General features: G+C 40.4%; 8 protein-coding genes, 1 tRNA gene, 1 rRNA gene and 2 pseudogenes. All 12 read left to right on the top strand.

What is annotated here, in order from left to right; all coding sequences use genetic code 11:
• Positions 1-16 precede the first annotated feature (16 nt).
• The 12 genes and pseudogenes from rlmH (at position 17) to J0J35_RS07910 (ending at position 14,490) form a co-directional block, all read left to right on the top strand.
• Positions 17-496, top strand: a complete 480-nt coding sequence (gene rlmH / locus J0J35_RS07960) for a 23S rRNA (pseudouridine(1915)-N(3))-methyltransferase RlmH (protein ID WP_019291566.1) — start codon at positions 17-19, stop codon at positions 494-496.
• Positions 493-1,140, top strand: a complete 648-nt coding sequence (locus J0J35_RS07955) for a DNA alkylation repair protein (RefSeq protein ID WP_046401302.1) — start codon at positions 493-495, stop codon at positions 1,138-1,140. The genes rlmH and J0J35_RS07955 overlap by 4 nt, the downstream gene beginning before the upstream one ends.
• A gap of 74 nt (positions 1,141-1,214) precedes the next feature.
• Complete coding sequence (yajC, locus tag J0J35_RS07950) at positions 1,215-1,550, top strand: preprotein translocase subunit YajC (protein ID WP_019292982.1); 336 nt, start codon at positions 1,215-1,217, stop codon at positions 1,548-1,550.
• Between the two features lie 199 nt (positions 1,551-1,749).
• Entirely contained in the window at positions 1,750-2,487 is a 738-nt protein-coding gene (locus tag J0J35_RS07945; protein ID WP_019292981.1) for an isoprenyl transferase, read from the top strand.
• Complete coding sequence (locus tag J0J35_RS07940; protein ID WP_019291563.1) at positions 2,484-3,278, top strand: phosphatidate cytidylyltransferase; 795 nt, start codon at positions 2,484-2,486, stop codon at positions 3,276-3,278. Before J0J35_RS07945 ends, J0J35_RS07940 begins: the two co-directional genes overlap by 4 nt.
• A gap of 176 nt (positions 3,279-3,454) precedes the next feature.
• Positions 3,455-4,702, top strand: coding sequence for an RIP metalloprotease RseP (gene rseP, locus J0J35_RS07935; protein WP_086583290.1), 1,248 nt, complete (start codon positions 3,455-3,457; stop codon positions 4,700-4,702).
• Positions 4,703-4,728: 26 nt separating this feature from the next.
• Positions 4,729-6,579, top strand: coding sequence for a proline--tRNA ligase (locus J0J35_RS07930; protein ID WP_017369962.1), 1,851 nt, complete (start codon positions 4,729-4,731; stop codon positions 6,577-6,579).
• Between the two features lie 467 nt (positions 6,580-7,046).
• Positions 7,047-7,421, top strand: coding sequence for a hypothetical protein (locus tag J0J35_RS07925; RefSeq protein ID WP_206916546.1), 375 nt, complete (start codon positions 7,047-7,049; stop codon positions 7,419-7,421).
• 105 nt (positions 7,422-7,526) lie between these two features.
• Positions 7,527-8,126 (top strand): annotated as a pseudogene (locus J0J35_RS11810) (PolC-type DNA polymerase III N-terminal domain-containing protein); the annotation flags it as partial.
• Positions 8,127-8,675: 549 nt separating this feature from the next.
• A pseudogene (locus J0J35_RS07920) lies at positions 8,676-12,449 on the top strand (PolC-type DNA polymerase III); the annotation flags it as partial.
• Positions 12,450-12,758: 309 nt separating this feature from the next.
• Positions 12,759-14,307 (top strand): 16S ribosomal RNA (locus tag J0J35_RS07915).
• Positions 14,308-14,417: 110 nt separating this feature from the next.
• Positions 14,418-14,490: transfer RNA gene (locus tag J0J35_RS07910), tRNA-Ala, on the top strand.
• The last annotated feature ends 26 nt before the right edge of the window (positions 14,491-14,516 follow it).

The raw sequence follows: 14,516 nt of genomic DNA, 5'->3' as shown, positions 1-14,516 counted from the left end.
AAGATAAAATAGAAGAATGAAGATAAAATTAATTGTTGTAGGAAAGCTTAAAGAAAAGTATCTCAAGGATGGCATAGCCGAATACCAAAAGCGTATGCGCACGATGAATCCTGTGGAAATTATTGAGTTGCCGGATGAAAAAATTCCCGACAATGCTTCAGACAAGGAAAAAGAAGCAGTAAAAAATCGAGAAGGTGAAAAAATATTGGCTCGAATTGATGATGGGGATAAGTTGGCAGTTCTTGCCATTCAAGGCAAGCTAATGACCAGTGAGAATCTGGCCGAATTTGTGAAGAACTGTGAAATTTATGGTACGCGTCACTTAGTTTTAGTTATTGGAGGATCTCTGGGGCTATCTGATGCTGTTTATAAACGAAGTGATTTACAATTATCTTTTGGGCGTTTTACTTTACCCCATCAATTAATGCGGCTTGTGCTTATTGAGCAAATTTATCGCGCACAAATGATAAATAGAGGGAGTGCCTATCATAAATGAAAATCATAGAAGACTTTCAGGCCCATGCTGATACAGAAAAGGCAAAGAAGCAAGAAGCTTATTTGCGCAACCAGTTTAAATTTTTAGGGCTTTCAACACCGGTTCGTCGCGAGTTATCAAAAAGTTTCTTAAAGGAAAAAGCTGAAGAAAAGATAATCGATTGGCAACTTGTTGATCGTTTGTGGTCAGAAGAAGAAAGAGAATTTCAATATTTGGCATGTGACTATCTTCGAAAAATGAAGAAGTATCTAAAGACTACAGATTTACCCCAAATTTATCAGCTAGCAACGACAAAATCTTGGTGGGAAACAGTGGATAGTTTGGATGAGTTGGTGGGCACTCTCTTGCTTAGTGGAAAGATAAAATCACAAGATATTTTGAATTGGTCAATAGATGAAAATTTTTGGATTCGTCGTATCGCAATTGATTGTCAGCTTGGTTTTAAAGAAGCGACAGATACAGAACTCCTGTCCTCCGTAATTCGAAATAATCTGGGGTCAAAGGAATTTTTTATTAATAAGGCTATCGGGTGGGCTTTAAGAGATTATTCGAAGACGCATCCAAAATGGGTCGCCCACTTTCTTTCAGAAAATGAAGAAAAACTTGCAAATTTGTCTTTGCGTGAAGCGTCTAAGTATTTATAGACAGCCCTTACAAAATGTGCTATAATAGTCCTATTGTCTGTGGATAATCAATGTTTTAAAGGAGAATTTAATAAATGAATGTTATGTCTTTGATCTTTATGGTTGTTGTTGTAGGTGGGATGATGTTCTTCATGAACCGTAGCCAAAAGAAAGCTCAACAACAACGTCAAGAACAATTGAACTCAATGGTTATTGGCGCAGAAATCGTAACTATTGGTGGTTTACACGGTGTCTTGAGTGGTATGAATGAAGCTGATGCAACGATCGAATTAGATTGTGAAGGCGTTATTTTAACTTTTGATCGTGCAGCTGTTAAAACAGTAAAAAACAATACTGTTGCAGCACCAACAGTTTCTGAAACAACAGTTGTTGAAGAAACTAAAAAAGAAGATAACCCAATCGAAGAATAAGCAGTAAAAGATAAGTTTAAAAGCCTATCACTCGTGATAGGTTTTTTGTTTTTCGAAAACACCATGATTGTATTGTAAAAAACAGGTCTTTTTCTCTTTAGAGAGCCATTACTGCAGTGACTTCAGAGCAAAATGTATCGAATTTACCTGTGTTTTTATCCAAAATATGATAAAATGGGAGTACTAACTGTGAGGTGCTATGTTTAATAACTTAAAAAATAACTCGCAAGAGCAAATTCCAGTGCCACGGCATATTGGAATAATTATGGATGGAAATGGCCGTTGGGCTAAAAGTCAAGGGAAACCAAGAATTTTTGGTCATAAGGCCGGAATGGATGCCCTAAAGACGGCAGCTATCCACGGACAAAGACGTGGTGTAAAGGTAATGACTGTTTATGCTTTTTCGACAGAAAACTGGTCTCGTCCTATGGATGAGGTCAAGTTTATCATGAGTTTGCCCATTGATTTTTATAGTAAATATCTTCCAATTCTTAATGAAGAAAATATCCAAATTCGGATGATTGGTGAGCGCGAAGGTTTACCGAAAGCAACTTTAAATTCAATTGACCGTGCAGCTGCTGAAACAGCCAATAATACAGGAATGATTCTTAACTTTGCCATGAATTATGGCGGACGTCGGGATATCCTTTTGGCTGTTCAAGAGTTGGCAAAAAGTGGCAAAGATTTGGCGGAAATTACAGAAGAAGAACTTTCTGCTCATTTACAGACAGCAATTTTACCTGAAGATTTACGGGATCCTGATTTGATTGTCCGAACATCAGGGGAATTACGTTTGTCTAACTTTTTACCTTGGCAGGCTGCCTACAGTGAGCTTTATTTTACAGACGTAGCTTGGCCAGATTTTGATGAAGCAGCTTTAGATGCTGCTATTTTAGAGTTTCAAAAACGTGATCGCAGATATGGAGGAGTAAAATGATAAAGCGTATAATCACTGCTATTATCGGAGGAGCCGTTTTTATTGGCCTAATGTTGGCAGGCGGTGCCTATTTTCAAATTTTAATAGCATTGTTGGTTATTATAGCGATGAATGAACTGTTCAAGATGCACAAACTACAATTGATGTCTTTTGAAGGAATATTATCAACTATGGCGGCCTTATGCTTGGCTTTGCCGATTGGAAAATATTTCTTTGGCATGGATGTTGAAGGAAGTACTCTTCTCTTCATGCTTTGTTTATTTGGCATGTTGACCGCTATGGTTTTTTCCAAAGGTTCATATAGTTTCGAAGATATTGGCTTTCCTTTTCTCTCAGCCTTTTATGTAGGTATTGGCTTTCAAAGCTTACTCTTGGCACGTGAAAGTGGATTAGCTGTCGTCTTCTTGGCTTTATTTATTGTTTGGTCTACAGATATTGGGGCATACTTTGTCGGGAAATCAATTGGGAAACGAAAATTAATCCCCGATGTTTCACCAAATAAGACGGTAGAAGGTTCTATTGGAGGTATCTTATCTGCAGTAGTCGTTGCAATTTTGATGTTTATTTTTTATAAAAATGACTTGCCTCAAATCGGCTTCGTAAAACTTGTTCTCTTTACCATTGTCTTTTCTATCGTAGGACAAATTGGTGACTTGGTAGAGTCAAGCATCAAACGTCATTATGGGGTAAAAGATTCAGGGAAACTTTTACCGGGACATGGAGGCGTGCTTGATCGCTTTGATAATTTAATCTTTGTCTTCCCAATTATGCATTTATTAGGCTTGTTCTAAGCCTTGAGGTAAAATAATACGAAATAAAAATACTCTCACTTCACATTTTATTACGCTTTAGGTAAAATAGAGTGTTAAGGAGGGTTTTGTTTCAAAGAAAATAAGAAATAAATACACCTTTAAAGTTATTCGCTCACAAGCTGATGAAAAGCTAGAAGATTAAGGGAGGATCTTTATTGATTCAAACATTGGTAACATTTATCATTGTCTTTGGTATTATTGTTGTTGTACATGAGTATGGTCATCTGTTCTTTGCTAAGCGCGCGGGGATTTTAGTCCGCGAGTTTTCCATTGGAATGGGCCCCAAAATTTTTGCACATCAAGCCAAAGATGGTACGTTTTATAGCATTCGTATACTTCCTCTTGGAGGTTATGTCCGCATGGCGGGCTGGGGCGATGATACAACGGAAATAAAAAAAGGAACCCCGGCATCTTTGATGATTGTTGAAAATCAGGTGGTTAAAATTAATCTTTCTGAGCGGGTGACTTTGGAAAATAGTGTCCCCATGCTGGTCACTGAATACGATTTTGAAGAAGCACTTTTCATCGAAGGAGAAGTTTTTGGTGAAACAAAACGTTATTCAGTTGACCATGATGCAACAATTATCGAAGCGGATGGCACGGAACTTCGTATCGCTCCACGCGACGTACAATATCAAAGTGCCAGCGTTCTCGGCAAGATTTTAACAAATTTTGCTGGTCCTTTAAATAACTTTATTTTAGGGATTATAGCTTTTATTATCATCACTTTTATGCAAGGTGGTGTACCTTCTAATACAAATCAAATCGGACAAGTCCAATCTGGCACCCCTGCTTATTCGGCAGGTTTACAGTCAAAGGATAAAATCCAAGCAGTCAATGGTGAAAAAACCAATAACTGGGAAGAAGTTGTCCAAAGGATCGGTGCAAATGATGGCAGTGAAATCAAGCTGGATATCGAACGTGCAGGTGCGACGAAGACACTGGAGCTCAAGCCAGAAAAAATTGACGGAAGATACCGCATTGGTATCACTCAAACAATCAAAACTGGCTTTTTAGATAAGCTAACGGGTGGCTTTACTCAGGCTGCTAACGCAACAACGTTGATATTTAAAGCTTTAGGTAACCTCATTGCACAGCCAAGTCTTGATAAACTTGGTGGACCCGTTGCCATTTATGATTTAAGTGGGCAAGCAGCCCGAGAAGGTCTATTATCTGTTATCGCTTTACTTGCCATGCTCTCAATTAATCTGGGAATCGTAAATTTAATCCCAATCCCCGTCCTTGACGGAGGGAAAATTGTCCTCAATATTGTTGAGGCCCTACGAGGCAAACCACTTTCACAAGAAAAAGAAGGAATCTTAACACTTGTTGGTCTTGTCTTTATGGTGGTCTTGATGATTGCTGTGACTTGGAATGATATCCTCCGAGCCTTTATTAGATAAGAAACGAAAAATTTAAGGAATAAAATATGAAACAATCAAAAATGCTTATACCAACGCTTCGCGAAATGCCAAGCGATGCACAAGTTATCTCACATGCTCTTTTAGTTCGTGCGGGATATGTCCGTCAAATCTCTGCAGGTATTTACGCTTACTTGCCATTGGCAAATCGTGTGCTTGAAAAACTTAAAACAATCATGCGCGAAGAATTTGAAGAAATCGGTGCAGTAGAACTCTTGGCTCCTGCACTTTTGACAGCAGATCTCTGGCGTGAATCAGGACGTTACGATACTTATGGGGAAGATCTCTACAAGTTGAAAAACCGCGATCATTCCGACTTTATCCTAGGTCCTACACATGAAGAAACAATGACGGCCCTGGTACGTGATGAAGTTACTTCATATAAAAAACTTCCTTTAAACGTTTACCAAATTCAATCGAAATATCGTGATGAAAAACGTCCACGTTATGGGTTGCTCCGCGGTCGTGAATTCATCATGAAAGACGGTTATAGTTTCCATGCGGACTATGAAAGTCTTGATGAAACTTACAACGACTACAAGCGTGCTTATGAAAAAATCTTTAGTCGTGCGGGTCTTGATTTCAAAGCAATCATTGGTGACGGTGGTGCAATGGGCGGTAAAGATAGTCAAGAGTTTATGGCTATCACAGCTGATCGCACGGATCTGGAAAAATGGTTGGTTCTTGGAAATTCTATTGAATCAATTGACGAAATTCCAAACACAGTCATTGAGCAAATCCAAGAAGAACTTGCCAAATGGCTTGTTGCAGGTGAAGACACAGTCGTTTATGCTGACGGTGGTGACTATTCTGCTAACTTGGAAATGGCAACAAACAAGTTTGAAAATATCGCTAGCTATACGGAAACTTTAGAGCTTGAAAAAGTTGCAACACCTGACGCGAAGACAATCGATGAAGTTGCTGCCTTTTTAGAAGCTGACGTTGCTGAAACGATTAAAACACTTGTTTTCCGTGCTGATGAAGAGTTAGTTGTAGTACTGATGCACGGTAATGATGAGTTGAATGAAGTCAAACTCCAAAACTACTTAGGTGCAAGTTCTGTCGAACCTGCCACAGAAGCAGATGTTGAAAACTTAGCTGGTGCTCACTTTGGTTCACTTGGTCCTATCGGTTTGAAAGACGTTAAGATTATTGCTGACCGTGAAGTTCAAGCGGTTAAGAATGCTATCATCGGAGCAAATGAAGATGGTTTCCACTATCGTAATGCTAATTTTGGTCGTGACTTTGAAGTAGACGAATTTGTTGATTTACGTACGGTTAACGAAGGCGAAATGTCTCCTGACGGTCGTGGCACACTTAAGTTTGCGCGTGGTATTGAGATTGGACACATCTTTAAATTAGGCACACGCTACTCAGATTCAATGGGCGCTAACGTTCTTGACAAAAATGGTAAGGCAGTGCCGATCGTTATGGGTTGTTATGGTATCGGCGTGAGCCGTTTGCTTTCAGCAATTCTTGAACAATTTGCCCGCATTTACGTAGAGAAAACACCACGTGAAGAGTACAAATTCAGCTGGTCAATCAACTTCCCTAAAGAGCTTGCACCATTTGATATTCACTTGGTACCAGTCAATACAAAAGATGAAGAAGCGATGGCTGTAACAGCTGAACTAGAAACTGCCCTTCGTGGTAAAGGCTATCAAGTTCTTGTGGATGACCGCAATGAACGTGCAGGAGTTAAATTCGCAGACAGTGATTTGATTGGCTTACCTGTTCGTGTAACGATCGGTAAAAAAGCAAGTGAAGGTATCGTTGAAGTCAAAATTCGCGCAACAGGTGAAGTTGTTGAAATCAATAAAGAAGAACTTGTCAATACGATTGAAATTTTGACGAAATAAGATATCACAGATTAAGCCTCTAAAACTTATCTGGTAAGTTTTTAAAGTATAAATGAAAAGATTGAGATTGGAATTGTCTCAATCTTTTTTATATCTTTTCTTGAAAGGAAAAGATTATGTTACAATTTCTTTAAATAATTTAATAAAATATTAAGAGCAAAAATATATTTAGAGGAAGTTCCTCTTATTCTATTAAGAAATTAAGCAAAGATTATCATGGGAAAAAATAAAGTTAATACTGAAAGGCTTGCAAAGCGATGTAAAATACCTAAAATAATTCTGGCCTATATCTGGTATATTTGTACTAAAAAATGAATTTACTATTAGGTGTATTAAGTTGATGAAATTAAATAAAATAACAACTTTATGGCTTAATAGTAACGATCGGCTTTATTATTTTGCTGTTAATTATCCTTTATAAACTCTTTAAAAGAACTTATAATATCCCAAAGGTGAGGTGTAATATTATGAAATTATTTTTTTGGGGTTTAGCATTTATGCTAGGCACCAATTTTTTGAGGAGATTTGTGCAATGGGGGCTTGTGGCTTTCCTCGAATTTCCCCTCAATCTGACGACAGAATTATTAAGTCTAGCCATTTCAGGTCTTTTCTTATTAGCAGTTTTTATGCTTGGACCTCGGAAAATTGACATCCTAAAGTTAATTTTTTTATCATTTTTATTGCTCACCCATTTTTTCAGTCAGCTTTTCAATCACATGCTTGTGTCTGGTTTTGATTTTCCTGACACTCTAGCTATAGACTTGTTAAGTTTTGCTCTCCCCGCTCTTATCTTTGGAATACTTTTTGCTATCCTAAGGCGAAAGGCTGATGTTTTTAAGTGAAATTTACGTGTTTTTTCTAAAATTAAAAAGGCTGACATCACTTTCAGCCTTTTTAACTTCATAATAATTTCCGATAAAAAGCACAGATGTTGCTTTTTTGTTATAATGGAGGATACAGAAAAAATAGAGATATGCGGAGAAAAAATGGAAAATCTTTTTGAAAAACTGATGGATCAAATAAAAATGCCAAACCAAATTCGCGAATCGGCTCTTTTTTCCAGTGGAGAAATTGAAAATGTCGAAGTACATACGGAACGGAAGCTTTGGAAATTCCAATTAAAATTTGAGAAAATCTTGCCAGTTGAACAGTGGAAGGTTTTGTCTGGATTGATTGAGTCTGCTTTTTCAACTATCGCTGAGACGGAACTTTCGATAACAGTGGACCAACCTGAATTTGATGAGGCGATGCTTAACGATTATTATCAGCTTGCATTGACTTTACCAGACTTAGCAGATACAGCTTTTGCGAATATCTTTAAAAAATATCAGATAGAGCAACGAGGCGTTCAGATCAATCTTTTGGTCGAAGATAATCCTCAGTTGGATCATTTTGTAAAAAAAGACTTCCCTATCTTAGAAGAAAAGTTAAAGGATTTTGGCTTTGGAGCACTTACTATTCGCCCTGTTGTTGACGAAAAGTTAACCTTGGAAAAACGAGAAGCACATGAGCGTAAAGTGCATAACATGCTGGCTGCAGAGTCAGCCTCGCAACAGCAGATAAGTGAACTCAAAAAGCAACGCACAGATGAAGCTAGTGCCAAAACCGAAAAAGCTCCTGAAAAAATTGATACAGCCTTGTCAGAAGGAATTTCATTTGGACGTAAAATTAACGGCACAAGCCCCGTGACTTCGATGAGCTTTATCGCTGGCGAGGGAAGTGGCGTTGTTTTTGAAGGTTACGTCTTTGATGCGCATCATCGTGAGTTTGCCAGCAATGGTACAGGAAAAGTCAATCATGTTTTGGAGATGAAGATTGCGGATGAAACTTCCATCTTCCAAGTTGTTAAATGGGGGCGCAAAGACAATGAGATAGCTCAATTTGACGCGATTGTTGAGAAAGTCAAAGCGGCCAATACAAGTGAAGATGGTGCGATTCAATTTGATCAAGGCATTTGGCTGCGTGTGCGTGGAAATATTGCACATGATGTTTATAAAGACGATCTAGTCATGACCGCAAATGATGTCGTTGAGATTGCTAAAAAAGAAGATTGTAGTCGAGTCGCGGCACAAATTAGTGCTGTAAAATCAGATAAAATTCAGATAGGGCGTGAAATTAAGAATTCTGAGCCAATCACACCGATGCGTTCGGTCAGTGAATTTTCTACTCATGGTGCTTTGGTGTTTGAAGGTTATATCTTTAAGAGTGAGCTGCGCGAGATTAAATCACGCAAGACAGGAAATATTAGCCATCTGTTAGAGATTGAAATGACGGATTATACATCCAGCTTTTATATCTCAAAATGGGTTCGTGGTGATGAAGAAATTGCTGTGGCTAAGCAGCTTACAGGCATTTGGGCGCGGGTACGCGGCACAGTGCAGCATGATGACTATAAAAAAGATCTTGTTCTCCAGATGAGTGACTTACAAGAAATACCGACACAAAGAGTGCGGGAAGATAAGGCGGCTGAAGGAGATAAACGTGTGGAATTTCATAGCCATACGAATATGTCAACCATGGATGCGATGCCTCCTGCAAGTAAGCTTGTTGCTCAAGCTGCGAAATTTGGTCATAAAGCAATTGCCATTACAGACCATGCGGGTCTTCAAGCTTATCCTGAAGCTCACCAAGCCGGTAAGAAACATGGTGTAAAGATTATCTATGGTGTAGAGGCAAATCTGGTAGAAGACAAGATTCCTATTGTATTTAATGAAGAAGATGTCAACATGTATGAGTCAACTTATGTTGTCTTTGACGTGGAAACGACAGGACTATCTGCTGTACATAATGACTTGATTCAAATTGCCGGAACGAAGATGCATAAGGGAAATCCTATCGGCGAGTTTGATGAGTTTATTAACCCTGGTTATGCTATTAGTGATTTTACAACAGAATTAACAGGTATTACACAGGATCATTTAAAAAATGCGAAGCCTCTATATGATGTTTTAAAAGCCTTTCAAGAATTTTGTCAAGGCAGTATCTTGGTAGCCCATAATGCTACTTTTGACGTAGGCTTTATGAATATGAATTATCAGCGAAATGGCTTGCCTATCATTAAGCAACCTGTAGTGGATACTTTAGAATTCGCTCGTAATCTGTACCCAGAGATGAAGCGTTTTGGTTTGGGACAATTGACGAAAAAGTTTCAGATTGGTTTAGAGCATCACCACATGGCCAATTATGATGCGGAAGCGACGGGACGTTTATTGTTTGTCTTCCTTAATGAAGTTCGCGATCGTTTTGGCTGGACATCACTGCTTGACTTGAACGACAAACTCGTAGCGGAAGATTCTTATAAGAAAGTCCGTCCAAAACACGTTACACTTTATGCTCAAACACAAGCAGGTTTGAAGAATTTATTTAAACTTGTAAGTTATTCTAATGTTAAGTATCTTGCTGGTGTACCACGTATTCCGCGTTCCGTTTTGCAAGAACATAGAGAAGGCATCATTGTTGGCTCAGCTTGCAAATCAGGCGAAGTTTTCGATGCAATAACCAATAAAACCTTTGAAGAAGCTTTAGAAATTGCCAAGTTTTATGACTTTATTGAAGTTATGCCGCCAGCGCTGTATCAATCTCTTGTTGTCGGGGGTAATTTTAAGAGTGAGAAAGAGCTGCAACAAACGCTGAAAGACTTGATTAAGCTCGGCAAGAAGTTAGGCAAACCGGTCTTAGCTACTGGTGATGCTCATTACCTTAACCCAGAAGATGCGATAAATCGTGAGATTATTATACGTTCGCTGGGTCAAGGGGCAGAAATCAACTGGAATCAAGGAAGAGGGGAGCATGCAAAACCTCTACCTTTACCCGAAGCGCATTTCCGTACGACAGATGAAATGTTGGACGAATTTAGCTTCTTAGACGAAGCCACAGCGCGTGAAATTGTCATCACCAATACGCAAGAAATGGCAGAGCGGTTTGAAGAATTAACACCTGTAAGAGATGATCTTTATACACCGAAAATGACCTTTGAAGGTGGAGAAAGTTCTGAGGAGCGCATCACGCGTTTGACTTATGAGAAAGCGCACGAGTGGTATGGCAATCCTTTGCCAGATATTGTAGATGCGCGTTTGGAAAAAGAGTTACGTTCTATTATAGGGAATGGTTTCTCCGTGGTTTATATTATTTCGCAAGAACTTGTACGGCGTTCAAATGAACGTGGTTATATAGTAGGTTCTCGTGGATCAGTGGGTTCTTCACTTGTAGCTACAATGATTGGTATTACCGAGGTTAATCCTCTTGCACCGCATTATCGCTGCCCGGAATGTCAATATTTTGAATGTTATGATGATGGGAGCTACGGCTCAGGTTATGATATGCCTGATAAAAAATGTCCAAAATGCGGACATAAGTTGGTAAAAGATGGTCATGATATTCCCTTTGAAACTTTCCTTGGTTTCAAAGGTGACAAAGTACCCGATATTGACTTGAACTTCTCGGGAGATGATCAGCCTTTGGCCCATTTGGATGTCCGTGATATTTTTGGAGAAGACTATGCTTTTCGTGCGGGAACAATTGGTACGGTAGCCGAAAAAACAGCCTTTGGTTTTGTCAAAGGTTATGAACGAGATTACAATCAGTTTTATAGCAATGCTGAAATTGATCGTTTAGCCATGACTTCAACAGGTGTTAAACGTACAACTGGACAACACCCGGGCGGGATTATCGTTATTCCAAACTATATGGATGTCTATGATTTTACACCTGTACAATATCCAGCTGATGATGTGCGTGCGGAATGGCAAACTACCCACTTTGATTTCCATGCGATTCATGATAACATCTTAAAACTTGATATTCTTGGACATGATGATCCGACGATGATTCGAAAACTCCAAAGTTTATCGGGGATTGTCCCACAAGATATTCCCATGGACGATGAGGAAGTAATGAAACTCTTTACAGGCACAGAATCGTTGGGGATTACGGAGGAGCAACTAGGCGCAAAACTTGGTACGCTAGGTATTCCTGAGATGGGGACCTTCACTTCAATGAACATGATTGCTGAAGCTAAACCTAAAACTTTTGCGGATTTACTGCAAATTTCAGGACTTTCACATGGGACGGACGTATGGGCAGGTAATGCCCAAGAATTGATTCGCTCAGGAATTGCTGACTTGTCCAGCGTTATCGGTTGTCGGGATGATATTATGGTTTACTTGATACATGCTGGTTTAGACGAATCCATGGCCTTTAATATTATGGAACGAGTGCGTAAAGGGATGTGGAGCAAGATTGGGGCAGAAGAAAGAGAAACCTATGTTAATGCGATGCGTGAGCATGGTGTCCCAGATTGGTATATTGAATCTTGTTCGAAAATCAAATATATGTTCCCGAAAGCCCATGCTGCTGCCTATATTATGATGGCTCTTCGTGTTGCTTATTTCAAGGTACATAAGCCAATTCTTTACTATTGTGCATGGTTTTCTATTCGTGCAACAACATTTGATGTTGCAACGATGGGAGCAGGTTTAGATGCAGTCAAGGCGAAGATGAAGGAGATTCGTGATAAAGGTTTCGATGCAACAAACACTGAGGTCTCTTTAATGACAACGCTTGAGCTTTGTAACGAAATGCTTGAACGTGGCTATAAATTTGGCAAAATTGACCTTTACCGCAGTGAAGCTACAGAATTTGTTATCGATGGCGATACATTGATTCCGCCATTTATCACAATGGATAGCTTGGGAGAAAACGTTGCAAAACAACTTGTTGAAGCCCGTAAAGAAGGAGAGTTCTTGAGTATTATGGAACTTCGTAAACGAGGGGGCGTATCACAAACAGTTGTTGACAATATGAAATCTATGGGAATCCTCCAAGGAATGCCAGAAGATAATCAATTAAGTCTCTTTGAAGACCTCTTTTAATAAAAAAAACAAGAAACCAGACCCCAAAGTGTCTGGTTTTTTTATAGTCTTTAAACGTGACAACGGCGGGGTTTTCCGAACGAGTGTAAAAAAAAGGGAGAAAAATCACAGTTTATTCTTGACAGAACAAAGTGAGTTTGATAGAATATAATAGTTGTCGCGAGAGAGCGTATCTCTTACGAGAGCGATAGACCTTTGAAAACTGAATAAAGTAGAATGACTATATGCGAGAAGTTAACTTCTTGTATACCAACTGTCAATTCAATAATGAAAGACAAAACAACAGCCAGTTCATTTGATGAACTAAATTTAAATGAGAGTTTGATCCTGGCTCAGGACGAACGCTGGCGGCGTGCCTAATACATGCAAGTCGAGCGATGATTAAAGATAGCTTGCTATTTTTATGAAGAGCGGCGAACGGGTGAGTAACGCGTGGGAAATCTGCCGAGTAGCGGGGGACAACGTTTGGAAACGAACGCTAATACCGCATAACAATGAGAATCGCATGATTCTTATTTGAAAGAAGCAATTGCTTCACTACTTGATGATCCCGCGTTGTATTAGCTAGTTGGTAGTGTAAAGGACTACCAAGGCGATGATACATAGCCGACCTGAGAGGGTGATCGGCCACACTGGGACTGAGACACGGCCCAGACTCCTACGGGAGGCAGCAGTAGGGAATCTTCGGCAATGGGGGCAACCCTGACCGAGCAACGCCGCGTGAGTGAAGAAGGTTTTCGGATCGTAAAACTCTGTTGTTAGAGAAGAACGTTAAGTAGAGTGGAAAATTACTTAAGTGACGGTATCTAACCAGAAAGGGACGGCTAACTACGTGCCAGCAGCCGCGGTAATACGTAGGTCCCAAGCGTTGTCCGGATTTATTGGGCGTAAAGCGAGCGCAGGTGGTTTCTTAAGTCTGATGTAAAAGGCAGTGGCTCAACCATTGTGTGCATTGGAAACTGGGAGACTTGAGTGCAGGAGAGGAGAGTGGAATTCCATGTGTAGCGGTGAAATGCGTAGATATATGGAGGAACACCGGAGGCGAAAGCGGCTCTCTGGCCTGTAACTGACACTGAGGCTCGAAAGCGTGGGGAGCAAACAGGATTAGATACCCTGGTAGTCCACGCCGTAAACGATGAGTGCTAGCTGTAGGGAGCTATAAGTTCTCTGTAGCGCAGCTAACGCATTAAGCACTCCGCCTGGGGAGTACGACCGCAAGGTTGAAACTCAAAGGAATTGACGGGGGCCCGCACAAGCGGTGGAGCATGTGGTTTAATTCGAAGCAACGCGAAGAACCTTACCAGGTCTTGACATACTCGTGCTATCCTTAGAGATAAGGAGTTCCTTCGGGACACGGGATACAGGTGGTGCATGGTTGTCGTCAGCTCGTGTCGTGAGATGTTGGGTTAAGTCCCGCAACGAGCGCAACCCTTATTACTAGTTGCCATCATTAAGTTGGGCACTCTAGTGAGACTGCCGGTGATAAACCGGAGGAAGGTGGGGATGACGTCAAATCATCATGCCCCTTATGACCTGGGCTACACACGTGCTACAATGGATGGTACAACGAGTCGCCAACCCGCGAGGGTGCGCTAATCTCTTAAAACCATTCTCAGTTCGGATTGCAGGCTGCAACTCGCCTGCATGAAGTCGGAATCGCTAGTAATCGCGGATCAGCACGCCGCGGTGAATACGTTCCCGGGCCTTGTACACACCGCCCGTCACACCACGGAAGTTGGGAGTACCCAAAGTAGGTTGCCTAACCGCAAGGAGGGCGCTTCCTAAGGTAAGACCGATGACTGGGGTGAAGTCGTAACAAGGTAGCCGTATCGGAAGGTGCGGCTGGATCACCTCCTTTCTAAGGAATATAAAAAAAGATGTTGTTCTACTTTATTCAGTTTTGAGGGGTCTATAAAGACCAAACAAGCAGTCTTTTGATGCAAGATAGAGAAGATTGCGTTGAGAGAAGGGGCCTTAGCTCAGCTGGGAGAGCGCCTGCTTTGCACGCAGGAGGTCAGCGGTTCGATCCCGCTAGGCTCCATAAGATACGGAAGTATCTTGTCAACG

Origin of the sequence: Lactococcus sp. LG606 (assembly GCF_017309645.1) — a bacterium.
GTDB classification, from domain to species: Bacteria; Bacillota; Bacilli; order Lactobacillales; family Streptococcaceae; genus Lactococcus; species Lactococcus petauri.
Note: the sequence above shows the minus strand (reverse complement) of the source record. Positions and strands in the feature narration are given on the sequence as shown.

Coding starts and splice junctions, on each gene's coding strand:
- J0J35_RS07930 (WP_017369962.1), top strand. CDS start 4,729: ATGAAACAATCAAAAATGCTTATACCAACGCTTCGCGAAATGCCAAGC.
- J0J35_RS07940 (WP_019291563.1), top strand. CDS start 2,484: ATGATAAAGCGTATAATCACTGCTATTATCGGAGGAGCCGTTTTTATT.
- J0J35_RS07945 (WP_019292981.1), top strand. CDS start 1,750: ATGTTTAATAACTTAAAAAATAACTCGCAAGAGCAAATTCCAGTGCCA.
- J0J35_RS07955 (WP_046401302.1), top strand. CDS start 493: ATGAAAATCATAGAAGACTTTCAGGCCCATGCTGATACAGAAAAGGCA.
- rlmH (WP_019291566.1), top strand. CDS start 17: ATGAAGATAAAATTAATTGTTGTAGGAAAGCTTAAAGAAAAGTATCTC.
- J0J35_RS07925 (WP_206916546.1), top strand. CDS start 7,047: ATGAAATTATTTTTTTGGGGTTTAGCATTTATGCTAGGCACCAATTTT.
- yajC (WP_019292982.1), top strand. CDS start 1,215: ATGAATGTTATGTCTTTGATCTTTATGGTTGTTGTTGTAGGTGGGATG.